This window comes from Kitasatospora sp. NPDC093806 (genome assembly GCF_040683335.1).
Lineage (GTDB): Bacteria > Actinomycetota > Actinomycetes > Streptomycetales > Streptomycetaceae > Kitasatospora.
The window spans coordinates 69,377-91,884 of record NZ_JBFBDO010000009.1 but is presented as its reverse complement, the minus strand read 5'-3'; the positions used below and the strand labels follow the sequence as shown (position 1 = coordinate 91,884).

The window sequence follows — 22,508 nt, the reverse complement described above, 5'->3', positions numbered from 1 at the left end:
GGGATGGGGGTCGGAACGGTCGAGGTGGGGGTGGAACCGGCCGACGGGGTTCCGGACGGCGTTGCCGTTGCCGTTGCCGTTGCCGTTGCCGTTGCCGTTGCCGTGCCGGTCGGCTCGGCGGACGGCGTGGCCGTGCCGGACGGGCCGGCCGTCGCGGACGCGCTCGGCGAGGGTGACACGGCCGCGGCGCCGGCGGTTGCCGTGCCGACCGTCGCGCCGAGCGACAGCGCGAGCAGCGTCGACGCGGCCAACAGAGAGGAAGAGCGCACGTTTTGCTCCGGTCTAGAAGGTGCCGATCGTGGGGATCGGCCGGTCAGTCGCGGGCGGCCTTGCGGCGGCGGGCGACGAGGACGGAGGCGGCGCCGAGGGCGATGGCGACGCCGCCGGTGATGGCGAGCGGCAGGGTGCTGGAGCTCGCGCCGGTCTCGGCGAGGCGGGTGCCGGTCGTGCCGGTCGAGCCCGTGGTGCCGGTTCCGGTGGTGCCGGTGGTGCGCGGGCCGGTCGAGGTGGTCGTGGACGGCGCGGCCGTCGTGGCCGTCGCGGTCGGGGACGCGCTCTCGGTGGGCGTGCCGGTCGCCGACGGCTCGGCGGTGGCGGTCGGGGTCCCGGTGGCCCCACCCGGGCGCCGGACCCGGACGTCGGCGGCGAACGAGCCGGTCAGCCGGTTGCAGGTGTACTTGACGTTCTCCGGGCCCACGCCGTACGGAAGCACCTCGGACGCGCCGGTGAGGGAGAGGTTGTAGAGCGTGGGCATCGTCCCCTCGGGGGACAGCCTGATCACCACGGTGATCATCTCGTTGGCCTTCACCTGGAAGGAGCCGAGCGGCACCGAGTCGTGCGTGCCGGGCGCCGGGTCGGCCGGCTTCCAGGCGCCGTTCTGGACCTTGACCAGGCTCTTGGGCAGCCAGAGCCCCTTCACGCCGTCGATCTTGTAGCTGAGCTTGAAGTCGGTCAGCGTGGTCGAGCTGGTGTTCTGGAATGACACCGCGACCTCCTGCGCCGCGCCGCCCTGCACGAGCGTGACCGACGAGGCGGTGGTGTGCACCGGCATCTTGACGTCGCGCTGGTACATGCAGCCCTCGGGCAGCGTCGCCGTGGCCGACGGGGTGCCGGTCGGCGTCGTGGTGGCGGTCGGCGTGCCGGAGGGCGTGCCGGTCGGGGGCACCGTGGCCGAGGGCGTGGTCGTGGGCGTGCCGGTGGGGGGCGCGGTGGCCGACGGCGTGGTCGTGGCCGAGGGGGTCCCGGTCGCGGTGGGGTCGGCGGACGGGGTCCCGGTCGCGGCGGCCGACGGAGTGGCCGAGGACGTGGCGGAAGGGCTGGGTGCGGCGAAGGCGCCGGTCGCCCCGGAGACCAGGGCGCCGCTGGTGATCACGAACAGGGCGGCAGTGGCCGCCAAGCGGGAAGTGCGCACGTGACATGGCTCCGTAGATGGTCGGATGGAGAGTTTGTGCGATGAAAGGACGAGCGGGGGAAGCGAACGGTTGTGCGCACCCCCGCCCGATTTCCCGGTGTTGCGACGCGCGGAGGGTCAGCTGTGCGCGCCGGCCTTGCGGCGGCGCAGCACGAACAGCGTCCCGGCGCCCGCGGCGAGCACCGCGGCACCGCCGACGGCGATCGGCAGGGTGTTGGAGCTGGACCCGGTCTCGGCCAGGTGCGGACCGCCCGCGGCGGGCGAGGTCGAGGCCTTGGGGGAGGTCGACGGAGCCGCCGCGCCGGTGGCGGTGGTCTCGCTGACCCTGAACAACTCGTCGAGCCGGTAGCTGGCACCGAAGTGGATGCAGCTGTCGGTTGCGGCGGCGCCGGGGACGTCCTTGCTCTCGAAGTCTTCGGAACTGGCGTCCAACTGGGCGTAGTACTGGGCGGAGAGCGCCTTGCCCGTGGGCGCGATGCGGGTCTGGAACGTCAGCTTGCCACCCTTGACCATCTTGTAGGTGCCGAGATCGACCAGCAGGTAGGTGCCACCCGTCGACACGGTGCGCGGGTCGGCCGTCTTCCACTCGCCGTCGGGCAGCTTGACCTGGACGGTGAAGGCGTCCTGCCCCCAGGTGACCGGGTTGGTCACCGGAAGCTCCTCACCGATGTCGGTGAAGAAGAAGTTCGCCCGCACCTTCGACAGGTCGATGCCGCTGGTGTTCTCGAAGGTGACTGTCAGTTCCTGGGGTGCACCGCCCTTGAGCAGGGTGGTGTTGGCCAGACCCGAGCCGGTGGCCTTGAGCTCCTTCGACAGGTAGCCGCGGCAGGGGCCGCCGCTGGGGGTCGGGATCAGGCTCGGCGGCATGGTGGGCCGGACCGGAGGCTTCGTCGTGGTCGCCGAGGGGGACGCCGTGGCGCTCGGGGAGGCGCTGCCCGACGGGGTGGCCGAGGGGGTGCCGGTCGCGGAAGGCGTGCCGCTCGGGGTCGTGCTCGCGCTCGGGGTGGCCGTCGCGGTGGTGGTGCTGGTGGCGCTCGGGGTGGCCGTCGGGGTCGGGGAGACGGCGGCGGCGCCGGCGGTGGCCGCGCCGACCGTCGTACCGAGGGAGAGCGCGAGCAGCGTGGACGCGGCCAGAAGGCGGGAAGAGCGCACGGTCTTTGCTCCAGCGTTTTTGATGAAGTGTGTCCGAATATGGGCGACTTGGTGCCTGGTTCCGATCACCGGCGGGGTCGCAGGAGCGGCACCATATCGGAGCGTGCGCGAAGGTTCCGCGCGGGGGTGGCCGGAAGACGTCCATCGACGCCCTACCCTGGCGCGATGGGTGCGGTGGGCGAATGGGACCTCCGGCGGCTGCGGGTGCTGCGGGCGGTCGACGAGTGCGGGACGGTGACGGCGGCGGCCGAGCGGCTCCACCTCTCGCCGTCGGCGGTGTCCCAACAGCTCTCGGCACTGGCCCGGCAGGTGGGCGCGCCGATGCTGGAGCCGTCCGGGCGGAAGGTCCGGCTGACCCCGGCGGCGCGGCTGGTGCTGCGTCACGCAGCGGTGGTTTTCGGACAATTGGAGCGAGCCGACGCGGAGCTCGCGGGCTATCTGCACGGCGAGGCGGGCGAGGTCCGGGTGGGCGCGTTCGCCAGCGCGATCGGCGGGCTGCTGGTCCCCGCGGTGTCCCGACTGCGCGCGGCCGCGCCGGGACTGACGGTCCGGGTGGTGGAGGCGGAGGCCGCCGAGGCGGTCCGGCTGCTGGCCGCGGGGGACGTCGACCTGGCACTGTCGCTGGCCGCCGGTGGCAGCGCCGGTGGGGGACAGGCGGCCGGGCGGGCGCCCGGGCTGGTCGAGACCGTGCTGCTCAGCGATCCGCTGGACGTGGCGCTGCCGCCCGGGCACCCGCTGACCGGGGCGCCGGGCCTGCGGCTGGCCGACCTGGCGGCGGAGCCGTGGATCTACGGCGCGGCCGGCCCCTGGCGGGAGATCACCGAAGAGGCCTGCGCGCAGGCCGGGTTCACGCCGGAGCGCGCGCACACCGCCGCCGACTGGACGGCGATCCTGGCGCTGGTGGCGGCCGGGCTGGGGGTGGCGCTGGTGCCCCGGCTGGCCTCGGCCGGGCGGGGCGGGGGCGCGGTGGTCCGGGCGCTGCCGGCGGACCTGCCGACCCGCCGGGTGGTGGCGGTGGTGCGGGCCGGGACGGAGCGGACGCCGCCGCTGCGCCGGGTGCTGGCGGAGCTGACCGCGGTGGCGGAGGCGGTCCGGAGGACGACCACCGTTCAGGCGGACTGAACGGTCTGCTCAGTTCTTTGTGATGGACCTGATCGGTTGCCCGGAGTGATGGTGGAGGCATGACCACCGACGCGAACGCCAGCCCGAATCCCGACCGGTTGTCCGACGCCGCCGCCCCGCCGTACGGGGGCGGCGACCCGTACGCCGACTACCGCGCCGCCGAGTTCCCGTTCACCGCGCTGACCGACCTCGCCGACCGCCGGCTGGGCGGTGCGGTGGTCGCCGCCAACGACGAGCTGTTCGCCGAACGGGAGAACCTGCTGCTGCCCGAGCCGGCCGGCTTCCGGCCGCACACCTTCGGCAACAAGGGCCAGCTCATGGATGGTTGGGAGACCCGGCGGCGGCGCGGCGCCGGTCCGGACCGGCCGCACCCGGCCGCCGCCGACCACGACTGGGTGCTGATCCGGCTGGGCGTGCCGGGCGTGGTGCACGGCGTGGTCGTCGACACCGCGCACTTCCGCGGCAACCACCCGCTCGGGATCGCCGTCGAGGGCGCCGAACTCCCCGGCACCCCGGGCCCGGAGGAGCTGCTGGCCCCGGAGACCGTCTGGCATTCGCTGGTCCCCCGCTCGCCGGTGCGCGGCCACGCCGCCAACGGCTTCGCCGTCGCCGACCGCGCCCGCTTCACGCACCTGCGGCTCAGCCAGTACCCGGACGGCGGGATCGCCCGCTTCCGGGTGCACGGCGAGGCCCGTCCGGACCCGGCCTGGCTGGCCGCGCTCGGCACCTTCGACCTGGCCGCGATCGAGAACGGCGGCGCCGTCGAGGCCGCCTCGGACCGGTTCTTCTCCGACCCGGCGAACCTCGCCCTGCCGGGCAAGTCCCGGGCGATGGGGGACGGTTGGGAGACCAGGAGGCGCCGGGACGGGGGCCACGACTGGGTCCGGCTGCGGCTGGCCGGCCGGGGCGCCGTCCGGGCGGTGGAGATCGACACCGGCTACTACGTGGGCAACGCGGCCGGCTGGGCGGCGCTGTCCGGGCGGGACGCGCTCGGCGCCGACCCGGAGGAGTGGTTCGAGCTGGTGCCGCGCACCCGGCTGCGGCCGGACACCGTCCACCGCCTGCTGCCGGAGGCGCCGCGCCCGGTCACCCACGTCCGGCTGGACGTCTTCCCGGACGGCGGGATCGCCCGGCTGAGGCTGTACGGCGGGCTGGTCTGAGCGGTCCGCTCGGGGGTTGCGTGGCCCGGCAGCCGTGGAGCCCCCCGGTTGCCGGGGCCGGACGGCGGTCGGACGATGGGGGAATGATGCACCGGATGCGGGCCGAGTACGGCGCCGGCGGCTCGTCCGCCGGGGTGCGGCTCTGGCACATGGCCCGTGCGGCCGAGAGCACGGCGATGTGCGGCCGGGAGCTCGATCCGCAGGCGCCCACCCGGGAGGCGGTGGACTGGGGTCGCACGCCCGAACTCTGCTGCCACACCTGCGGCGCGTACTACCTGCGCGAATCCCCCTACCTGGCGGACGAGCACCGGCCGGGGGCGGTGTCCGGGGAGCCGGAGCCCCGCTGGCCGGCGCCGCGCTGACCCACCGGCGGTCGGGCCGGGCGGTCGGGCGGGCGTGCCGACCTCGCCGGTCGGGACGGAGGGTCCCGGGCGGGTCGCCGGGTGTGAGCCGGGGCTACCGTGGTCGGCATGGAGGAGTCCCTGGTCCGGCCCCGGTCGCTGAACCGCGAGGCCGCCGCGCTGCGGGCCGGTGTCCCGGCCCTGCCCGTCCACGTCGACCGGCTCTGCGCCCGGATCGAGCAGGTGGACCCGCTGATCCACGCCTTCGTGCCGGAACCCGGCCGCGCCGAGCGGCTGCACGCCGAGGCGCGGGCGCTCGCCGCCCGGTACTCGGACCCGGCGGCCGCGCCGCCGCTGTACGGGGTGGCCGTCGGGGTCAAGGACATCGTGCACGTGGACGGCCTGCCCACGCACGCCGGATCCGCTCTGCCACCGGGCGTGCTGGCGGGTCCGCAGGCCGCCGTGGTGGACCGGCTGCGGGCGGCGGGCGCGCTGGTGGCGGGCAAGACGGTGACCGCCGAGTTCGCGGCCAGCGCGCCGGGTCCGACCCGCAACCCGCACCACCCGGGGCACACGCCCGGCGGGTCCAGCAGCGGTTCGGCGGCCGCGGTCGCCGCCGGGCTGGTGCCGCTGGCGATCGGCACCCAGACGGTCGGCTCAGTGATCCGGCCGGCCGCCTACTGCGGGGTGGTGGGCTTCCGCCCGACGCACGGGCGGATCCCGTCGGCGGGGGTGATCCCGAACGCGCCGAGCTTCGACACCCTGGGGCTGTTCACCGCCGACCTGGCGGGCGTCGCGCTGGCCGCCCCGCTGCTGTGCGACGACTGGACGCCGGCCGGGCCGGGGGCCGACCCGGGGGCCGGTCAGGTGCCGGTCCTCGGCGTCCCGGTCGGCCGCTATCTGGAGCGGGCCCGCCCGGAGGCGCTGACGGCCTTCCGTGCGCAGCTGGACCTGCTGTCCGCTCGCGGATTGACGGTCCGTCAAGTCGATCTGCTGCCCGACTTCGACGAGCTGGTGGGGCAGTTGCAGACGATCAACCGGTTCGAGCTGGCCGCGAGCCACGCCGACTGGTTCGCCCGCTTCGGCGGCCTCTACCGGCCGGAGACGGTGGCGAGCATCCGGCACGGCCGGACCGTCGACCCGGCCGACCGGGAGGCCGCGCTGCGCGCCCGCGCGCACTTCCGCGAGCGGCTCGCCGAGCAGCGCCGTCGGGCCGGGGTGGACCTGCTGCTGGCGCCCTCCGCGACCGGCCCGGCCCCGCTCGGCCTGGACAGCACCGGCGACGCGGTGATGTCGCTGCCGTGGAGCTACGCCGGGCTGCCCGCGCTCAGCCTGCCGGCCGGGGTGAGCGCGGCGGGGCTGCCGCTGGGGCTCCAGGTGATCGGCGAGGCCGGCGCGGACGAGCGGCTGCTCGCCCTGGCGGCCGTCCTGGAACGGGTGCTGGACGGGGCCTGAGCGGATACGGGGCCTGGGCCCGCGTGGTCCCGGAAGCGCGCGGCGCTCAGGCCAGGGCCGCGGAGTCCGGGTCGGCGGCGTCCGCCCGCAGCCGGTGCAGGACGGCCCGGACGGCGCGGTCGTACGGGGTGTCGTCGTCGAACAGCAGGGCCTGCGCGTTGGCGCTCTCCAGCAGGGCGACCAGGGTGAACGTGAGGTCCTCCAGGTCGGTCCCGGGCCGCAGTTCGCCGGCCGCGCCGGCCTCGGCGACCAGGTCGAGGACGGTGCTGTGCCACTCCCGCCAGTTGGCCACCAGGGCGTCCCGCAGCGGGCCGGGGCGGGCGTCGTACTCGGCGTTGACCTCGTAGAAGAAGCAGCCGCCGGGGAACACCCGGGCGCGCGAGTAGTCCAGCCAGGACTCGCAGAGCCGGCGGATCCGGCGGAGCCCGGGGGCCTCGGCGCGGATCGGTTCGAGCACCGCGTCGGAGAAGATCCGCCGGGCGGCCCGGATGGTGGCGAGCTGGAGCTCCTCCTTGGAGCCGAAGCCGGCGAACACGCCGCTCTTGCTGAGTCCGAGGTCGGTGGCGAGCCGGCCGATCGACAGCGCGTCCAGCCCTTCGACGGAGGCGATCTCGACCGCGCGCCGCAGGACCGTCCGGCGGGTCTCCTCGCCGCGCAGGACCCGTCCGTCCGTGGTCGCTCCGGCCACCGTTCACCCCAGTTCTCCGGCGGTCCGCCGGTCTCCGTCCGTCTCGCCAGGGTAGCGAGGTCGACGGCGGAGCGGTTCGCGTCCCGAAAAAAGCACGAACGGTCGTGCTAATATCTCGGCGAGTTCGGCTCTTGCCCCTCGGCACCGACAGGGAGATCCGCATGGACCCGGCCGTCGCACTGATCCGCACCACCCTGAACGCCACCGCGCTGGCCGCCCCCGGCCTGGCCGGCCGGGCCGCGTTCGAGCTCTACCGCCGCCCCCTCCGCCGGGGCCGGGTCCGCACCCGCGAGCGCGAGGTGCACGACCGGGCCGTCACCCGGACGCTCGACCACGGCGGCGAGCGCGTCGTCGTCTACCGCTGGGGCGACGGCGCCCGGCCGGTCCTGCTGATGCACGGCTGGCAGTCCCGCGCCTCCCGGTTCGCCGACCTCGTACCGCGGCTGCGCGCCCTCGGTCTGACCCCGGTCGGCTACGACGCCCCCGGCCACGGCGACTCCGGCGGGCGCACCGCCACCGTGCTGGACCACCGGACGATCGCGCTCCGGCTCCAGGAGGAGTACGGCGCCTTCGAGGCGGTGGTCGCCCACTCGCTCGGCGTCAACGCGGCCTTCCTGGCGCTGCGCGAGGGGCTGCGGGCGGAGCGGCTGGTCGCCGTCGCGGGCGTCGCCGAGGTCTCCTACCTGCCCGCCGCGTTCTGCGCGATGGCGGGTCTGAACGCCACCGTGGAGCGGGAGTTGCGCCGCCGGGTGGAGGGCGGCGCGATGTTCCCCGGGATCGCGGACGTCACGGCGCACTTCGACGCCACCCGCGCCCCGGAGCAGATCGCCCCGCCGATCCTGGTGGCGCACGACGAGGGCGACGAGGTCGTCCCGTTCGCGCACGCCGGGCTGCTCCGGGCGGCGTACCGGGACCGGCTGGAGCTGCTGGTCACCCGGGGGCTCGGCCACCGCCGGATCCTCGTCGAACCGACCGTGCTCGACAACGTGATCGGCTTCCTGTCCGCCGACGGCACCACCGGCCGCAGCAGCAGCCGCAACCACAACCTCGACCGGACGGCGGACGCGGCGTGAACCTCGTCGAACTGCACGGCCGGTCGCTGGAGTTGGCGGCCGGGGTGGTGGGCACCGTGCAGCCGGAGCAGCTGGTGCTGCCGACGCCCTGCGCCGGCTGGTCGCTGCGCCGGCTGCTGGAGCACCTGGTCGGGCAGCAGCTCGGCTTCACCGCCGCCGCCCGGGGCGCCGGGCCGGACCTCGCGTGCTGGCGGGACGTCCCGGTGGCCGGCGACCCGGCGGGCGCGTTCCGGCACTCGGCGGCCCGGCTCGCCGCCGCGTTCGCCCGCGCCGCCGCGGCGCCGGACCCGGCCCCGCTCTGGCTGCCGGAGGTCCGGGCCGACGAGCCGGTCCCGTTCCACGCCGCGGTCGGCTTCCACTTGCTGGACACCCTGGTGCACGCCTGGGACGTGGCGGTCTCGCTCGGCTCGCCGGCCCGGCTGGTGGCCGCCGTCGAGGCCGAGCCGGAACTCGCCGGGACGCTGCTCGCGGTGGCCGGGGCGGTCCCGGCCGGGCCGGCGGACCGGGGCCCCGGGCAGGCCTTCACGGCGCCCGGGACCCCGACGGGAGCCGCCGGACCGTTCGACCGCGCGCTCGCCCTGCTCGGCCGCGACCCGGCCTGGGCACTGCCGCTCCGCTAGCCGCGACGGTGGCCGGTGCGGTGGCCGGTCCGCCGGGGCCTCGCGCGGCTACTTCTCGTCCGGGAAGCGCGGTCCGCCGATCAGGAAGAGCAGTGCGGCGGTCGGAAAGCCGATCGAGGCGGCCAGTACCACGATGAACTGCCAGAACATCGGTCGCTCCTCGCCCTTTTCTCGCCCTCGTCAGCGCCGGTCCGTCGCGACCCCCGAAGGAGATCCCAAACCCGGACGGCCCTGATTGGCCGAAATGTCCACTCTCCCTCCGACGGTATGGCCGGTTCGCCCCGGCTGCCACCGGGGGCGCGCGGCGCGGCGCGTGCACGGGTCTGGGCGCGCGCCGCACCCGGCGGCCACACTGTCGGGATGCAGGTACAGCTCGCAGGGGAAGCACGGCGGCCGGACCGCGAGAGCGAGGACTTCGCGGCGGCCACCTCCGAGGCGCTCGTCCTCCTCGACGGGGCGAGTTCGCCGACCGGCCTGGAATCCGGCTGCCGGCACGGCACCGCCTGGTACGTCCGCAGACTCGGGGTGCACCTGCTGGCCCGGCTCACCGACCGCGCGGACCGCTCGATCGCCGAGTGCCTGGCCGACGCGATCGTGGAGACCGCCGCGCTGCACGGCGGCCGCTGCGACCTCGCCCACCCCAACACGCCCGCCGCGATGGTGGTCGCCGCCCGCCGGCACGGCGCCTCGCTGGAGTACCTGGTGCTCGGCGACTCGCTGCTGGTGCTGGAGCCGGTGGACGGCCCGCCGCGGGTGATCGGCGACAACCAGCGCTTCCCGGGCGGGGAGGAGCTGCGCCGGCAGGTCTGGTCGACGGTGCCCGGCTCGGCCGAACGGGCCGCCCTGCACCTGGAGTACGCGCTGGCCGTGCGCGCTGCCCGCAACTCCGGCCGCGGCCCGTGGATCGCCGCCGCCGGCCCGAAGGCGGCCGCGCACGCCGAGACCGGCTTCGTGCCGCTGACCGGACTGCGCGCGGTGGCCGCCCTGTCCGACGGCGCGGCCCGCTTCACCGAGCGCTTCGGCCTGGGCAGCTGGGGCGACGCGCTGCGGCTGCTCGCCGAGTCCGGGCCGGCCGAGCTGATCGCCCAGGTGCGGGCGGTGGAGCGGACCGACGCCGCCTGCGAGCGCTGGCCGCGCGGCAAGCCGCACGACGACGCCTCGGCCCTCTACGCGCTGCTGTAGCGCGGAGCGGGCCGAGGCGTCGTCACGAACGGCCGGTACCGGGCGGTCGGCTCCACCGCCCGCCGGCGGTGTCGATCAGCGGGCGTCGGCGGGGATGGTGCCGAGGCGGCCGGCCTGGAAGTCCTCCATGGCCTGCTGGAGCTCGCGGTGGCTGTTCATGACGAACGGGCCGTAGTGGGCGACGGGCTCGCGGATCGGGAGGCCGCCGAGGAGGACGACCTCGAAGTTGTTGTCGCGGGAGTCCTGCTTCTCGTCGGCCCGCAGGGTGATCGAGTCGCCGTCGCCGAAGACGACGGCCTGGCCCCGGTGGAAGGGGCGGTGCTCGGCGCCGGCCGAGCCGTTGCCGGCGAGGCCGTAGGCGAGGGCGTTGAAGTCGGAGCGCCAGGGCAGGGTGAGCTGGGCGCCGGGGCTGACCGAGGCGTGGATCATGGTGATCGGGGTGTGGGTGGCGCCGGGGCCCTGGTGGCCGTCCAGCTCGCCGGCGATGACGCGCAGGAGCGCGCCGCCGTCCTCGGTGCTGAGCAGCTTGACGCTGCCGCCGCGGATGTCCTGGTACTTCGGGGCGATCATCTTGTCCGCGGCGGGCAGGTTCACCCACAGCTGGAGGCCGTGGAAGAGGCCGCCGGACCGCACCAGCGACTCCGGCGGGGTCTCGATGTGCAGCAGGCCGGAGCCGGCGGTCATCCACTGGGTGTCGCCGTCGGTGATGGTGCCGCCACCGCCGTGCGAGTCCCGGTGGATGAAGGTCCCGTCGATGATGTAGGTGACGGTCTCGAAGCCGCGGTGCGGGTGCCACGGCGTGCCCTTGGGCTCGCCGGCGGCGTAATCCACCTCGCCCATCTGGTCCATCATGATGAACGGGTCGAGGTACTTGGTGTTGATCTTCGCGAAGGCGCGGCGGACCGGGAAGCCCTCGCCTTCGTAGCCCTCGGGGGCGGTGACCACGGTGAGGACCGGCCGGGCGCTCGTGACGGCGGGGTCGGGGGTGGCGACGCGCGGGAGGGTCAGCGGGTTGTCGACGGTCACGGCGGGCATGTCGGCCTCCTTCGGGGGGCGTTCCTCTGGCCTACGTCCACGAGATTAGTTCAATCCTCAACAAGAAGCAAGTTGAATTTTGAACCATGTGGACGTGGGTCCGTCGTGCGGGCCGCGGCGGGCGTGGAGGCGCCGGGCGGGCACCCCTCCAGGGTCCGTCAGCCGTACATCCGGCGCATGGTGAAGTCGACCATCTGCTCGACCGCCTTGGCGTCGAACACCATCCGGTGCTCGCCCTCCATGTCCAGCGCGAAGCCGTAGCCGGTCGGCAGCAGGTCGAGGACCTCGGCGCCGGTCACGGTGAAGTGCTTGGAGTCCTTGCCGGCGTACCGGCGCAGCTCCTTCAGCGAGCTGAACATCGGGATCACCGGCGTCGGCGTGTTGTGCAGGGCCAGGAAGCCCGGCCGCTCGCCGCGCGGGCAGTGCACCTTGGAGGTGATGAAGATGGCCTGGAAGTCCTCCACCGCCATCGAGCCGGTGGTGAAGGCCCGGACCGCGTCCGCCAGCGAGGGCGGCGAGGGCTCGGGGTAGAGGGACTGCTGGGCGCCGGGCGGCTGCTCGCCGTACGGGCCGGGGCCGGGCATGCCGTTCATGCCCGGCTGCGGCCCCGCCTGCTGGTAGGGGTCGCCCGGGTATGCGTTCTGGTCATAGCCGTACACACGGACAGGCTATCGGGAGCGCGGCCACCCGTGCGGGCGTCGATCCTGACAACGAGTGGACGCCCCGGCTGTGGGACGTGACCACGTTCATAGCGGAATCCGCCGAGGATTCACCGACGGGGGCTTGAAACAAGTTACCGCTGGGTAGCATCATGATGCCTACTGGTGGGTACGGGGCGCCCGAACGCGGCGGTATCCCGGAAGCGACGAACCGGAGAAAACGGCCATGGGTCACTACAAGTCCAACCTGCGGGACGTGGAGTTCAACCTCTTCGAGGTGTTCGGCCGCGAGCAGGTCTACGGCACCGGACCGTTCGCGGACATGGACGTCGAGACCGCGAAGAACATCCTGAGCGAGATCGCGCGCCTCGCCGAGAACGACCTCGCCGCCTCCTTCACCGACACCGACCGCAACCCGCCGGTCTTCGACCCGGAGACCAACACCGCGCCGGTCCCGGCCGCGTTCAAGAAGAGCTACCAGACCTTCATGGACGCCGAGTGGTGGCGCCTGGGCATCCCGGAGTCGATCGGCGGCCAGGTCACCCCGAACTCGCTGATCTGGGCCTTCGCCGAGCAGATCCTGGGCTCCAACCCGGCCATCTGGATGTACTCCTCCGGCCCGGCCTTCGCCGGCGTCATCGCCGAGGAGGGCACCCCGGAGCAGCTGGAGGTCGCCAAGCGGATGACCGACCGCCTGTGGGGCTCCACCATGGTCCTCACCGAGCCCGACGCGGGCTCCGACGTGGGCGCCGGCCGCACCAAGGCGATCAAGCAGGAGGACGGCTCCTGGCACATCGAGGGCGTGAAGCGCTTCATCACCTCGGGTGAGCACGACATGTCCGAGAACATCATCCACATGGTGCTGGCCCGCCCCGAGGGCGGCAAGCCCGGCACCAAGGGCCTGGGCCTGTTCATCGTCCCCAAGTTCGACTTCGACTGGGAGACCGGCGAGCTGGGCGAGCGCAACGGCGTCTACGCCACCAACGTCGAGCACAAGATGGGCCTCAAGGCCTCCAACACCTGCGAGATGACCTTCGGCGCCAAGCACCCGGCCAAGGGCTGGCTGCTGGGCGAGACCGTCGACGGCATCCGCCAGATGTTCAAGATCATCGAGTTCGCCCGGATGATGGTCGGCACGAAGGCCATCGCCACCCTCTCCACCGGCTACCTGAACGCCCTGGAGTACGCCAAGGAGCGCGTGCAGGGTGCCGACATCTCGCAGTTCCTGGACAAGACCGCCCCGCGCGTCACCATCACCCACCACCCGGACGTGCGCCGCTCGCTGCTGACCCAGAAGGCGTACGCCGAGGGCATGCGCGCCCTGGTCCTGTTCACCGCGTCCACCCAGGACGACATGCTGGCCGCCAAGCTCCGCGGCGAGCGCGACGAGGCCGCCGAGCGCCTCAACGACCTGCTCCTCCCGATCGTCAAGGGCTACGGCTCGGAGAAGTCCTACGAGCAGCTCGCCCAGTCCCTGCAGACCTTCGGCGGCTCCGGCTACCTGCAGGAGTACCCGATCGAGCAGTACATCCGGGACGCCAAGATCGACACCCTCTACGAGGGCACCACGGCCATCCAGGGCCAGGACTTCTTCTTCCGCAAGATCGTCAAGGACGGCGGCCAGGCGCTCACCGCGCTGTCCGAGCAGATCCAGAAGTTCCTCGCCTCCGCCGCGGGCGGCGACGCCCTGGCCGCCGAGCGCGAGCTGCTCGCCAAGGCCGCCGGCGACCTGGAGGCCATCATCGGCAAGCTGCTCGCCGACCTCTCCTCGGTCGAGCAGGACGTCAAGAACATGTACAAGGTGGGCCTCAACACCACCCGCCTGCTGATGGTCTCCGGCGACGTCGTGGTCGGCTGGCTGCTGCTCCGCCAGGCCGCGGTGGCCCTGGCCAAGCTGGAGGCCGGCGCCTCCGAGAAGGACGTCCCCTTCTACCAGGGCAAGGTCGCGGCCGCCCGCTTCTTCGCCAAGAACGTCCTGCCGACCGTCGCCCCCCAGCGCCTGATCGCCGAGGGCATCGACAACGAGATCATGGACCTGGCGGAGGAGGCGTTCTAACGCCCACCCGTCACCCGCCGCCGCCCTTCTTCGGGCACGCTGCGCGTGACACCTCTCTGACCGCCTGACCCCACCCTCACGCCGAAGGGCCCGGAACACTCCGGGCCCTTCGGCGTCCCCGGAAACGGCCCCGCGCGCGCTGGTGGAGCGTCAGTTCACGGTTCCGTCCGTGTTCTGCATCCGTTGGGATGCTCCGCGTGGCATGTCCGTGTACGGGCATATGCTCAAGGTGCGAAGCCGATCCCCCATTCGGCCTCGGCCCTCCCTCGACTCAGGAGCAGCATGTCGACCGCCGCCCGCCAGGCCTTCTTCGACCGGACTCACACCGATGACCTGATCGCCTTCCTCGGCACCTCTCCGTCGCCGTACCACGCGGTCGCGAGCGCCGCCGAGCGGCTGGAGAAAGCGGGCTTCCGGCAGGTGCTGGAAACGGACGCCTGGGACGCGGCGACCGGCGGCCGGTACGTCGTCCGCGGCGGCGCGCTGATCGCCTGGTACGTGCCGGCCGGTGCGGGGCCGGAGACACCGTTCAGGGTGGTCGGCACCCATACCGACTCACCCAATCTCCGGGTGAAGCCGATCCCCGACACCGGGTCCGCGGGCTGGCGGCAGGTCGCGGTGGAGATCTACGGCGGGGTGCCGCTCAACACCTGGCTCGACCGCGACCTCGGCCTCTCCGGCCGGCTCACCCTGCGCGACGGCACCCGGCGGCTGGTCCAGCTGGACGAGCCGCTGCTGCGCGTGCCGCAGCTGGCGATCCACCTCGACCGCCAGGTCAACGACGGCATGAAGCTCGACAAGCAGCGCCACCTCACCCCGATCTGGGGCCTCGGGCCGGTCGACGAGGGCTCGCTGATCGAGTACGTCGCCGAGCGCGCCGGGGTCGCGCCCGCCGAGGTGGCCGGCTGGGACCTCATGACGCACGACGTGCAGCCCGCCTCCTACCTGGGCCGCGACCGCGAGCTGCTGGCCGGCCCGCGGCTGGACAACCTGCTCTCGGTGCACGCCGCCACCGCCGCCCTGGCCGCCGTGGCGACCGCCGCCGAGACGGACGGCCACGCGCTGCCGTACATCCCGGTGCTGGCCGCCTTCGACCACGAGGAGACCGGCAGCGAGTCGGACACCGGCGCGCAGAGCCCGCTGCTCGGCAACGTGCTGGAGCGCTCGGTGTACGCGCGCGGCGGCGGCCTGGAGGACCGGGCCCGGGCGCTGGCCGGCACCATCTGCCTCTCCTCCGACATGGGCCACGCCGTCCACCCGAACTACAGCGAGCGGCACGAGCCGGGCCACCAGCCGATGCCGAACGCCGGGCCGATCCTGAAGGTCAACGTCAACAACCGGTACGCCACCGACGGCGTCGGCCGGGCGGTGTTCACCGCGGCCTGCGAGAAGGCCGGCGTGCCGTGGCAGACCTTCGTCTCCAACAACGCCATGCCCTGCGGGACGACCATCGGTCCGATCACCGCGGCCCGGCTCGGCATCCAGACCGTGGACTGCGGCATCGCCGCGCTCTCCATGCACTCGGCGCGCGAGCTGTGCGGGGCGGACGACCCGTACCTGCTGGCCAGCGCGGTCAAGGCCTTCCTGGAGGGCTGAGCCCGGTACGGCGAAGGGGCCCGGTGAACCGCGCGGTTCACCGGGCCCCTTCGCCGTTCGCCCGTGCGGCTACTCCAGGCCGGCCAGGACCAGCGGCAGCCGGCGCGCGCCGTCCGCGGTCAGCTTCACCGGCACGCCCCAGTCCTGCTGGTGGACGTGGCAGGCCGGGTACTCGATCGCCGGGTCGTCGTCGCAGGACGCGGCCATCGCCGAGACGTGCAGCACGCCCTCGGCGACCTCCGCGGAGAGCACCAGCTCGCGGGAGAGCGCGCTGTCCGCGCCCGCGCCGGAGACCAGCAGCTCCGGCGGGGTGGCGCTGACCAGCAGCCGGGTGGACGGGCCGTACCGCTCGTCCAGCTTCTGCCCGGTCGGCGCCGAGAACACCACGTCCAGCCGGAACGCGCCGGGCGCGACCTCGGTCGCGGCCCGCTGGGTGCGGTGCGCCACCGCCTCCACCCGGACGGCCTCCTCGGGCAGCCGCAGCCTGGTCAGCCGGTGCCGGGCCGACTCGACCACCACGATGTCGCCGTCGACCAGCACCGCCCCGGACGGCTCCCGCAGGTCGGTCGCGAGGGTGCTGACCTCGCCGCTCGCCGGGTCGAAGCGGCGCAGCGCGTGGTTGTAGGTGTCGCTGACGGCCACCGAGCCGTCCGGCAGCACGGTGACGCCCAGCGGGTGCTGGAGCAGTGCCTGCCCGGCCGCGCCGTCCCGGTGCCCGAAGTCGAACAGGCCGGTGCCGACCGCGCTGTGCACCGTCTTGGTTTCACGTGAAACCCAGCGCAGCGCCGAGGTCTCCGAGTCGGCGACCCAGAGCTTCTCGCCGTCCGCCGAAACGGCCAGGCCGGACGGCTGGGCGAACCAGGCCTCGGCGACCGGTCCGTCGACCAGGCCCTCGTTGGTGGTGCCGGCCGCGACGCCGACCGTGCCGGCCGCCGGGTCGTACGCCCACAGCTGGTGCACGCCGGCCATCGCGATCCACACCCGGCCGTCGAACCAGGCGACGTCCCACGGCGAGGAGAGGTCCACCTCGCGGGCCGGGCCCTCGGTCGCGGACCCCTGCCACCACTGCCGGCCGGTGCCGGCCAGGGTGGTCACGCTGCCGTCCGCGAGCCGGACGCCGCGCAGCGCGTGGTTGACGGTGTCCGCCACGATCACGTCGTAGTCGGCCGCGGTGCCCTCGGGCAGCAGTGCCAGGCCCTGCGGCTCGCTGAACCGCGGGCTGGCGCCGTCCACCAGGCCGCGCACGCCGTCGCCGATTCGGCGGACCACCGTCTCGCCGTCCGCCTCCAGCTCCACCAGCGAGTGGTGGCCGGAGTCGGCGACCAGGAAGTGGCCGTCCGGCAGCCGGACCGCCTTGCCCGGGAACTTGAGCTCCCCGGCGGTCGGCTCCGGCGCCACGTACGGGCCGTCGCCGCGCCGCAGCGTGCCCTTGGCCGCGTGCTCCGCCTCCAGCTCCTCGACCAGCCGGGCCAGCGCGTGCGCGTGCCCCTCGCCGGCGTGCTGGGCGACCACGTACCCCTCCGGGTCGATCACCACCAGCGTCGGCCACGCCCGGACGGCGTACTGCTTCCAGGTGACGAGCTGCGGGTCGTCCAGCACCGGGTGGTGCACCTCGTAGCGCGCCACCGCGTCCACCACCGCCTGATGGTCGGCCTCGTGCACGAACTTGGGCGAGTGCACGCCGACGATCACCACGGTGTCGCGGTGCTTCTCCTCCAGCTCGCGCAGCTCGTCCAGGACGTGCAGGCAGTTGATGCAGCAGAACGTCCAGAAGTCCAGAATGGTGATCTTGCCCCGGAAGTCGGCAAGCGCGAGCTCCTTGCCACCGGTGTTCAGCCAACCGCCGGCCCCGACCAACTCGGGGGCGCGTACACGTGCACGAGATGCCATGAGCCAATCAAACAGCACGGGCGGCCGCGGCATTCCGGGGGTGCCTGCGAACCGGCCGGGGTCAGACGATGAGGTGGGGGAGGAAGCGGGCGCCCTGGTGGGTGATGGGGCTGTCGTCGGTCTCGCGGATGCCCAGGCCGGCCGGTTCGCCGTCGACGACCCAGGTGCCGAGGACGGGGCGGTTGCCGTCGAAGTCGGGGAGCGGGTGCAGCTGCTGGTAGCAGTGGCCCTCGGCGCCGTAGCGGTCCGGGTCGCCGGCCCAGTCGGCGAGGCGGGTCTCCCGGCCGCCCGGTTCGACGATCCGCACGCCCGCGCCCTCGCGGCCGAGCAGGGGCTTGGCGGCGTAGCCGGGGCCGTCGGGGTCGGCGAGTTCGCGCGGGCCGTCCAGGTAGGCGGGCAGCAGGTTGGGGTGGCCCGGGAAGAGCTCCCAGAGGACGGCCAGCAGGGCCTTGTTGGAGAGCAGCATCTTCCAGGCCGGCTCGATCCAGAGCGTGGAGCCGGTGGAGCCGCCGTGGTCGATGACGTCCAGCAGCTGCCCGCCGAACTCGTCGGAGGCCAGCCACTCCCACGGGTAGAGCTTGAACGCGGAGCGGATGAAGCGGTGTTCGAGGTCGACGAAGCGGCCGGACAGGCCGTCCCAGCCGATGTCCTCCATCGCGATGCCGACCGTCTCCAGGCCGGCCTGCTCGGCGCACTCCTGGAGGTAGAGGGTGGTCATCCAGTCCTCGCCCTCGGTGTCGCCGCGCGAGTGGGCGAAGTGCACCGGTCCGGGCGGCAGCAGGTGCTTCTGCCGGGCCCAGGACGCGACCAGCCGCTCGTGCAGCGAGTTCCACTGGTCGGCGTGCGGGAAGCGCTCCTCCATCCAGAACCACTGCGGGCCGGCCGCCTCGATCAGCGAGGTCGGGGTGTCGGCGTTGTACTCGAACAGCTTGGCCGGGCCGGTGCCGTCGTACGCGAGGTCGAACCGCCCGTACAGCGAGGGCTGTTCGTCGCGGCGGTGCCAGGACTCGGCGACGGCGGCGGCTAGCCGCGGGTCGGTGATGCCGTAGTCGGCGAACCGGCCGGTGCGGACCACGTGGTCGGCGGCGGCCAGCGACAGCTCGTGCAGCTCCTCGACCACCTCCTCCAGCGCCTCCACCTCGGGCAGCGAGAACTCGTAGTAGGCGGACTCGTCCCAGTAGGCGTGCGGGCCGCCCTGGTTGCACGGGTCCGAGCACATCGCGTAGATCAGGCCCTGGCCCTCGACGGTGGCCAGCCAGTCCGGGCGGGGTTCGACGGTGCGGCGGCGCACGGCGGATCAGCCCCCGCCCGAGCCGCTGGAGCCGGACGGGCAGCCGAAGCCGCCGCGCTTGGTGGCGGCCTTGTCGAAGGTGCCGCCGACGGCGGTGGTGGAGCCGGAGCCGCAGTAGTACCAGCGGCCGGCGGCGGTGCCCTTGGTGGATGCGCCGCTCGTGCCGCTCGTGCAGGAGTGGCTGTCGAGGACCTTGAGGGTGCCGGGGTCGACGCAGCGGCTCGGCGGGTTGCCGCCGGAGGAGGACGAGCAGCCGGACAGCGCCAGCGCGAGGGTGCCGACCATGCCGAGGGTGACGAAGCCCGAACGGCGGCGCGGGTCGGTGCCGTGCGGCTGGTCGGCGGTGCGGTCGGCGCGTGGGCTGTCCGGAATCCGGACGGCGGCGTCCGGTCTCGGCGCCGGACTGTCGGGCGGTGGCTGCGTCATGGCGCCCGATGCTACGCGCGGACCCGGAAGTGGCGGGAGGGACCCCCGTTCCCCGGCCGGACCCCGGCGCGATGGGTTATCTTTTGCCGATCCTTGACCATCGGGCCGGTCCGGGTGACGACCGGCCCGACGGCGCGCGACACGGAACCGGGGGCCAGACACCCATGAACGACATCCTGCACGGTCTCGGCGCGGCGGCGGCCTTCGGCGCCGTCGGCGTGGTCCTGCTGCTCCTGGGCATCGTCCTGGTGGACGTCCTGACGCCGGGCAAGCTCGGGCACCAGATCTGGGTGGAACGCAACCGCAACGCCGCCGTGCTGCTCAGCTCGGCGCTGCTGGGCATCGGCGGCATCGTCTTCACCGCGATCCTCTACACCTACGACGACTTCGGGAAGGGCCTCGCCTCGACCGCCTGCTTCGGCGTGCTCGGACTGGTGCTGATGGCCGTCGCGTTCTGGGTGGTCGACGTGCTGACGCCGGGCAAGCTCGGCGCGATCCTGGTCGACCCGGAGCCGCACCCGGCGGTCTGGGTGACCGCCAGCTGCAACCTCGCGGTGGCGGCGATCGTGTCGGCCTCGATCGCCTAGGGCCTGTCTCTTGGATTTTGTCGGATCAGGTCGCGGCGTCAGGGTGCGTGCATCGCAAGGCGGAGGAGGAAGCCACTGCGGTGGGGGCACCTCCCGGCCGAAGGCTGGGGGCCATTGGTGACCGACGACAACGCGGCGAGGTGCGTGCCCTGGCGTTGCGACCCCGGCAAGGATCCAAGAGACAGGCCCTGGGGCCGCGCTACATCGGGACGGGGTGCGGGCGGCCGCCGAGCACGTGCTCGCGCCCCCAGGCGCCCAGCGGCGCCAGCGCCTCGTTGAGCCGCTCACCGGCCGCCGTCAGCGAGTACTCGACCCGCGGCGGCACCTCGTCGTACGCCACCCGGTGCACGATGCCGTCCGCCTCCAGCTCGCGCAGGTGGGCGGCGAGCACCTTCTCGGTGATCCCCGGGACCTGCCGGCGCAGTTCGCCGAACCGGCAGCCCGGCCGCTCGGCCAGCGCCCAGAGGATCAGCACCTTCCACTTGCCGCCGATCACGTCCATCGCGGCGTCGATCCCGCACACGTACCCGCCGGGCGCCCCGGGCCTCGGTACCGTCGCCATGCCGCCCCCTCCTCCGACCTGCTCGCTCACCCCAGGGTAACCACCCACTCCGAAGTGCGTACTTGAGCGCTTCCGGGGGCGGCGACGAGGCTGATCGGCATGGCAGAGAACACCGTTGACACCGTTTCGACCACTCCTGCGACCCCGCTCACCCTGCTCGGCCTCGGCGCGATGGGCGCCGCACTGGCCGAGGCCTGGCTCACCGCCGGGCACCCGCTCACCGTCTGGAACCGCACCGCCGCCCGCGCCGAACCGCTCGCCGCGCGGGGCGCCGCCGTCGCCGCCACCGTGGCCGAGGCGGTCGCCGCCAACCGGCTGCTGGTGGTCTGCCTGCTCGACGACGCCTCGGTGGCGGAGGCGCTCGACGGCGTCGACCTGACCGGCAAGGACGTCGTCAACCTGGTCACCAGCACCCCCGGCCAGGCCCGCGCCCGCGCCGCCTGGGTCACCGGGCGCGGCGCCCGCTACCTGGACGGCGGCATCATGGCCGTCCCGCCGATGATCGGCGTCCCGGCGGCCGGCCCGTACGTCTTCTACAGCGGCTCGCGCGAACTGTTCGAGGAGCACCGCACCGTCCTCGCGGCCCCCGCCGACACCCGCTACGTCGGCGCGGACGCCGGCTTCGCCGCGCTGCACGACGTGGCGCTGCTGAGCGCGATGTACGGCATGTTCGCCGGTGTCGCGCACGCCTACGCGCTGATCCGGGACGAGGACGTCGCCCCGAGCGCCCTGGCCCCGCTGCTCGGCTCCTGGCTCACCGCGATGACCGGCTCGGTCGCCGCCACCGCCGCCCAGCTGGAGGCCGGCGACTACACCCTGGGCGTGGTCTCCGACCTCGCCATGCAGGTGGCCGGCACCCCGACCTTCCTGCGCACCGCCGAGGAACAGGGCGTCAGCCCCGAACTGCTCACGCCCTACTTCGCCCTGATGCGCCGCCGCCTGGAGGCCGACCGGGCCAACGGCGCCGAGGACCTCACCGGCGTCATCGACCTCCTGCGCCGCTGACGTCCGACGCGCGGCGGAGTGCCCCCGGGCGTTCCCCGGGCGTCCCTCGGGCGTCCCCCGGGCGGGGGAGGGGGTCGTTCCGGTGGGGGAGGTCCGGGGCGGGGCGGCGCTGCGAGCGTGGGGGCATGACGACGACGGGTGGGTGGACGGTCGGGCGGGTGCCGGTGGGGCCCCGGGCGTGGGTGACGGACGGGCGGGCCGTGGCCGGGTGGGGCGTCGCGTACGCGGCGTTCGGCACCGGGTGCGCGGTGCGCGGGACGGCGCTGTTCGGCGCCGGGTGGCCGGCCTGGGCGGTGGCGGCGGTCGGCCTGGCGGCGGCGGTGACCGGGGCGGCGCTGGCCACGGGCACGGGTCCCGGTCCGCGCCCGGTGCTGCGCAGGGTGCTCTGGGCGCTGTGCGGGGCGGCCGGGGCAGGCGCGTTCAGTCTGCTGATGGACGTGATCACGCTGGTCTTCGGCGAGGGCGTGGACAGCGGGCCGGACGCGGCGCTGCGCGCCCTCTCGGCGCTCGGCGCGGGCCTGCTCGCGGCGACGGCGCGCGCCGTCGACCCGCGCCCCCGGCCCCGCCGGGCCGTCCCGGCGGCCCCGTCGGCGGCCCCCGCGCCGGTCCAACTGGCCGTCCTGGCGGGAAGCCTGGCCTTCGTCCCATACGTGGTGATGAAGCTGACCTGGGCGTTCGGCGGCACCTTCGCCGGGCTGAGCGGCGCCCAGATGCGGGCCGACGCGGAACGCAACGGCGCCTCCGGGCTCTGGCTCGCCCTGGAGTCCTGGGGCCTGGACGCGACCGCGCTGCTGGCGGCGCTCGGGGTGTTCCTGCTCTGGGGCCTGGTCCGCCCCTGGGGTCAGGTGTTCCCGCGCTGGACCCTGCCGCTGCGCGGCCGCCCGGTCCCGCGCTGGCTGCCGCTCGTCCCCGCCCTGCTCGGCGCGGGCACGCTCGCGCCGTACGGGGTGGTCGGCGTCGGCTACCTGGCGCTCGCCACGGTGGGCGCGGTGGACGTGCCGCGCGGCGACTTCCCGACGGCGGGGGACACCCTGCTGGTGTGCTGGATCGGCCTCGGGGCGTTCGCGGTGTACGGGGTGGCGCTGGCGGTGGCGGCCCGCTCGTACTGGCGGCGGACGGCCTGAGCGGGGCGGCTCTCAGGGCGGGTGTTGCCGAAACAGCAACGAAAGTTGCCTCCCCGGCGGTCGTCGGCGCAGC

The 22,508-nt window shown here is 74.2% G+C and carries 22 protein-coding genes; 13 read left to right on the top strand and 9 right to left on the bottom strand.

The annotated features are described in order from the left end of the window. Nucleotides 1-313 precede the first annotated feature (313 nt). Entirely contained in the window at nt 314-985 is a 672-nt protein-coding gene (locus AB0N76_RS08325; protein WP_363554473.1) for an LPXTG cell wall anchor domain-containing protein, read from the bottom strand. On the opposite strand from AB0N76_RS08325, the gene AB0N76_RS08320 reads away from it, so the two are divergent. Then, nucleotides 957-1,415: a hypothetical protein gene (locus AB0N76_RS08320; RefSeq protein ID WP_363554471.1), complete on the top strand. Its 459-nt coding sequence runs from the start codon at nt 957-959 to the stop codon at nt 1,413-1,415. The two genes, AB0N76_RS08325 and AB0N76_RS08320, sit on opposite strands and share 29 nt — an antisense overlap. 113 nt (nt 1,416-1,528) lie before the next feature. On the opposite strand, the gene AB0N76_RS08315 is transcribed toward AB0N76_RS08320, so the two are convergent. After that, nucleotides 1,529-2,563 carry an LAETG motif-containing sortase-dependent surface protein gene (locus AB0N76_RS08315; RefSeq protein ID WP_363554469.1) on the bottom strand — a complete coding sequence of 345 codons (1,035 nt, stop codon included), beginning with the start codon at nt 2,561-2,563 and terminating at the stop codon, nt 1,529-1,531. Nucleotides 2,564-2,737: 174 nt separating this feature from the next. Between AB0N76_RS08315 and AB0N76_RS08310 the strand changes: the two genes are divergently transcribed. The 4 genes from AB0N76_RS08310 to AB0N76_RS08295 all read left to right on the top strand — a co-directional run bounded on the left by AB0N76_RS08310 (nt 2,738) and on the right by AB0N76_RS08295 (nt 6,641). Next, nucleotides 2,738-3,685, top strand: a complete 948-nt coding sequence (locus tag AB0N76_RS08310) for a LysR family transcriptional regulator (RefSeq protein WP_363554548.1) — start codon at nt 2,738-2,740, stop codon at nt 3,683-3,685. Between the two features lie 59 nt (nt 3,686-3,744). Then, nucleotides 3,745-4,845, top strand: coding sequence for an allantoicase (gene alc, locus AB0N76_RS08305; protein WP_363554467.1), 1,101 nt, complete (start codon nt 3,745-3,747; stop codon nt 4,843-4,845). A gap of 83 nt (nt 4,846-4,928) precedes the next feature. Further along, nucleotides 4,929-5,207 (top strand): hypothetical protein, encoded by a 279-nt coding sequence (locus AB0N76_RS08300; RefSeq protein WP_363554465.1) that lies wholly within the window; start codon nt 4,929-4,931, stop codon nt 5,205-5,207. A gap of 108 nt (nt 5,208-5,315) precedes the next feature. Further along, complete coding sequence (locus tag AB0N76_RS08295) at nt 5,316-6,641, top strand: amidase (RefSeq protein WP_363554463.1); 1,326 nt, start codon at nt 5,316-5,318, stop codon at nt 6,639-6,641. Nucleotides 6,642-6,687: 46 nt separating this feature from the next. Here AB0N76_RS08295 and AB0N76_RS08290 read toward each other — a convergent pair whose 3' ends face one another. Continuing rightward, on the bottom strand, nt 6,688-7,329 hold the full coding sequence (locus AB0N76_RS08290) for a TetR/AcrR family transcriptional regulator (RefSeq protein WP_363554461.1): 642 nt from the start codon (nt 7,327-7,329) through the stop codon (nt 6,688-6,690). 161 nt (nt 7,330-7,490) lie between these two features. On the opposite strand from AB0N76_RS08290, the gene AB0N76_RS08285 reads away from it, so the two are divergent. The 3 genes from AB0N76_RS08285 to AB0N76_RS08275 all read left to right on the top strand — a co-directional run bounded on the left by AB0N76_RS08285 (nt 7,491) and on the right by AB0N76_RS08275 (nt 10,204). Continuing rightward, nucleotides 7,491-8,402, top strand: a complete 912-nt coding sequence (locus AB0N76_RS08285) for an alpha/beta hydrolase (RefSeq protein ID WP_363554459.1) — start codon at nt 7,491-7,493, stop codon at nt 8,400-8,402. Then, nucleotides 8,399-9,022, top strand: coding sequence for a TIGR03086 family metal-binding protein (locus AB0N76_RS08280; protein ID WP_363554457.1), 624 nt, complete (start codon nt 8,399-8,401; stop codon nt 9,020-9,022). The genes AB0N76_RS08285 and AB0N76_RS08280 overlap by 4 nt, the downstream gene beginning before the upstream one ends. 360 nt (nt 9,023-9,382) lie before the next feature. Continuing rightward, nucleotides 9,383-10,204, top strand: coding sequence for an integrase (locus tag AB0N76_RS08275; RefSeq protein ID WP_363554455.1), 822 nt, complete (start codon nt 9,383-9,385; stop codon nt 10,202-10,204). Between the two features lie 75 nt (nt 10,205-10,279). On the opposite strand, the gene AB0N76_RS08270 is transcribed toward AB0N76_RS08275, so the two are convergent. Together AB0N76_RS08270 and AB0N76_RS08265 are read right to left on the bottom strand one after the other, a co-directional pair. After that, nucleotides 10,280-11,239 carry a pirin family protein gene (locus tag AB0N76_RS08270; RefSeq protein WP_363554453.1) on the bottom strand — a complete coding sequence of 320 codons (960 nt, stop codon included), beginning with the start codon at nt 11,237-11,239 and terminating at the stop codon, nt 10,280-10,282. Between the two features lie 158 nt (nt 11,240-11,397). Then, complete coding sequence (locus AB0N76_RS08265; RefSeq protein ID WP_329884991.1) at nt 11,398-11,832, bottom strand: SseB family protein; 435 nt, start codon at nt 11,830-11,832, stop codon at nt 11,398-11,400. 292 nt (nt 11,833-12,124) lie between these two features. Here AB0N76_RS08265 and AB0N76_RS08260 point away from each other — a divergent pair, with 292 nt between their 5' ends. Both AB0N76_RS08260 and AB0N76_RS08255 read left to right on the top strand, forming a co-directional pair. Further along, a complete protein-coding gene (locus tag AB0N76_RS08260) occupies nt 12,125-13,954 on the top strand; it encodes an acyl-CoA dehydrogenase (protein ID WP_363554451.1) in 1,830 nt (609 codons plus the stop codon). 282 nt (nt 13,955-14,236) lie between these two features. Next, the gene (locus AB0N76_RS08255; RefSeq protein WP_363554449.1) at nt 14,237-15,550 is read left to right on the top strand and encodes a M18 family aminopeptidase; all 1,314 of its coding nucleotides are present in this window, start codon (nt 14,237-14,239) and stop codon (nt 15,548-15,550) included. A gap of 69 nt (nt 15,551-15,619) precedes the next feature. Here AB0N76_RS08255 and AB0N76_RS08250 read toward each other — a convergent pair whose 3' ends face one another. From AB0N76_RS08250 to AB0N76_RS08240, 3 genes are all read right to left on the bottom strand, one after another. Next, nucleotides 15,620-17,440, bottom strand: a complete 1,821-nt coding sequence (locus AB0N76_RS08250; RefSeq protein WP_363554447.1) for an NHL domain-containing thioredoxin family protein — start codon at nt 17,438-17,440, stop codon at nt 15,620-15,622. A 61-nt stretch (nt 17,441-17,501) separates the two neighbouring features. Then, nucleotides 17,502-18,731: a glutathionylspermidine synthase family protein gene (locus AB0N76_RS08245; RefSeq protein WP_363554445.1), complete on the bottom strand. Its 1,230-nt coding sequence runs from the start codon at nt 18,729-18,731 to the stop codon at nt 17,502-17,504. A 6-nt stretch (nt 18,732-18,737) separates the two neighbouring features. Next, nucleotides 18,738-19,157 carry a hypothetical protein gene (locus AB0N76_RS08240; protein WP_363554443.1) on the bottom strand — a complete coding sequence of 140 codons (420 nt, stop codon included), beginning with the start codon at nt 19,155-19,157 and terminating at the stop codon, nt 18,738-18,740. A gap of 164 nt (nt 19,158-19,321) precedes the next feature. Between AB0N76_RS08240 and AB0N76_RS08235 the strand changes: the two genes are divergently transcribed. Continuing rightward, complete coding sequence (locus AB0N76_RS08235; protein ID WP_363554441.1) at nt 19,322-19,744, top strand: DUF350 domain-containing protein; 423 nt, start codon at nt 19,322-19,324, stop codon at nt 19,742-19,744. A gap of 199 nt (nt 19,745-19,943) precedes the next feature. On the opposite strand, the gene AB0N76_RS08230 is transcribed toward AB0N76_RS08235, so the two are convergent. After that, nucleotides 19,944-20,306 (bottom strand): helix-turn-helix domain-containing protein, encoded by a 363-nt coding sequence (locus tag AB0N76_RS08230; RefSeq protein ID WP_363554439.1) that lies wholly within the window; start codon nt 20,304-20,306, stop codon nt 19,944-19,946. 99 nt (nt 20,307-20,405) lie between these two features. Between AB0N76_RS08230 and AB0N76_RS08225 the strand changes: the two genes are divergently transcribed. Beyond that, nucleotides 20,406-21,311, top strand: coding sequence for an NAD(P)-binding domain-containing protein (locus AB0N76_RS08225; RefSeq protein WP_363554437.1), 906 nt, complete (start codon nt 20,406-20,408; stop codon nt 21,309-21,311). A gap of 125 nt (nt 21,312-21,436) precedes the next feature. After that, the gene (locus AB0N76_RS08220; RefSeq protein ID WP_363554435.1) at nt 21,437-22,435 is read left to right on the top strand and encodes a hypothetical protein; all 999 of its coding nucleotides are present in this window, start codon (nt 21,437-21,439) and stop codon (nt 22,433-22,435) included. The last annotated feature ends 73 nt before the right edge of the window (nt 22,436-22,508 follow it).

Coding starts and splice junctions, on each gene's coding strand:
- AB0N76_RS08220 (WP_363554435.1), top strand. CDS start 21,437: ATGACGACGACGGGTGGGTGGACGGTCGGGCGGGTGCCGGTGGGGCCC.
- AB0N76_RS08240 (WP_363554443.1), bottom strand. CDS start 19,157: ATGACGCAGCCACCGCCCGACAGTCCGGCGCCGAGACCGGACGCCGCC.
- alc (WP_363554467.1), top strand. CDS start 3,745: ATGACCACCGACGCGAACGCCAGCCCGAATCCCGACCGGTTGTCCGAC.
- AB0N76_RS08295 (WP_363554463.1), top strand. CDS start 5,316: ATGGAGGAGTCCCTGGTCCGGCCCCGGTCGCTGAACCGCGAGGCCGCC.
- AB0N76_RS08275 (WP_363554455.1), top strand. CDS start 9,383: ATGCAGGTACAGCTCGCAGGGGAAGCACGGCGGCCGGACCGCGAGAGC.
- AB0N76_RS08270 (WP_363554453.1), bottom strand. CDS start 11,239: ATGCCCGCCGTGACCGTCGACAACCCGCTGACCCTCCCGCGCGTCGCC.
- AB0N76_RS08235 (WP_363554441.1), top strand. CDS start 19,322: ATGAACGACATCCTGCACGGTCTCGGCGCGGCGGCGGCCTTCGGCGCC.
- AB0N76_RS08265 (WP_329884991.1), bottom strand. CDS start 11,832: ATGAACGGCATGCCCGGCCCCGGCCCGTACGGCGAGCAGCCGCCCGGC.
- AB0N76_RS08250 (WP_363554447.1), bottom strand. CDS start 17,440: ATGGCATCTCGTGCACGTGTACGCGCCCCCGAGTTGGTCGGGGCCGGC.
- AB0N76_RS08225 (WP_363554437.1), top strand. CDS start 20,406: ATGGCAGAGAACACCGTTGACACCGTTTCGACCACTCCTGCGACCCCG.
- AB0N76_RS08260 (WP_363554451.1), top strand. CDS start 12,125: ATGGGTCACTACAAGTCCAACCTGCGGGACGTGGAGTTCAACCTCTTC.
- AB0N76_RS08300 (WP_363554465.1), top strand. CDS start 4,929: ATGATGCACCGGATGCGGGCCGAGTACGGCGCCGGCGGCTCGTCCGCC.
- AB0N76_RS08285 (WP_363554459.1), top strand. CDS start 7,491: ATGGACCCGGCCGTCGCACTGATCCGCACCACCCTGAACGCCACCGCG.
- AB0N76_RS08255 (WP_363554449.1), top strand. CDS start 14,237: ATGTCGACCGCCGCCCGCCAGGCCTTCTTCGACCGGACTCACACCGAT.
- AB0N76_RS08230 (WP_363554439.1), bottom strand. CDS start 20,306: ATGGCGACGGTACCGAGGCCCGGGGCGCCCGGCGGGTACGTGTGCGGG.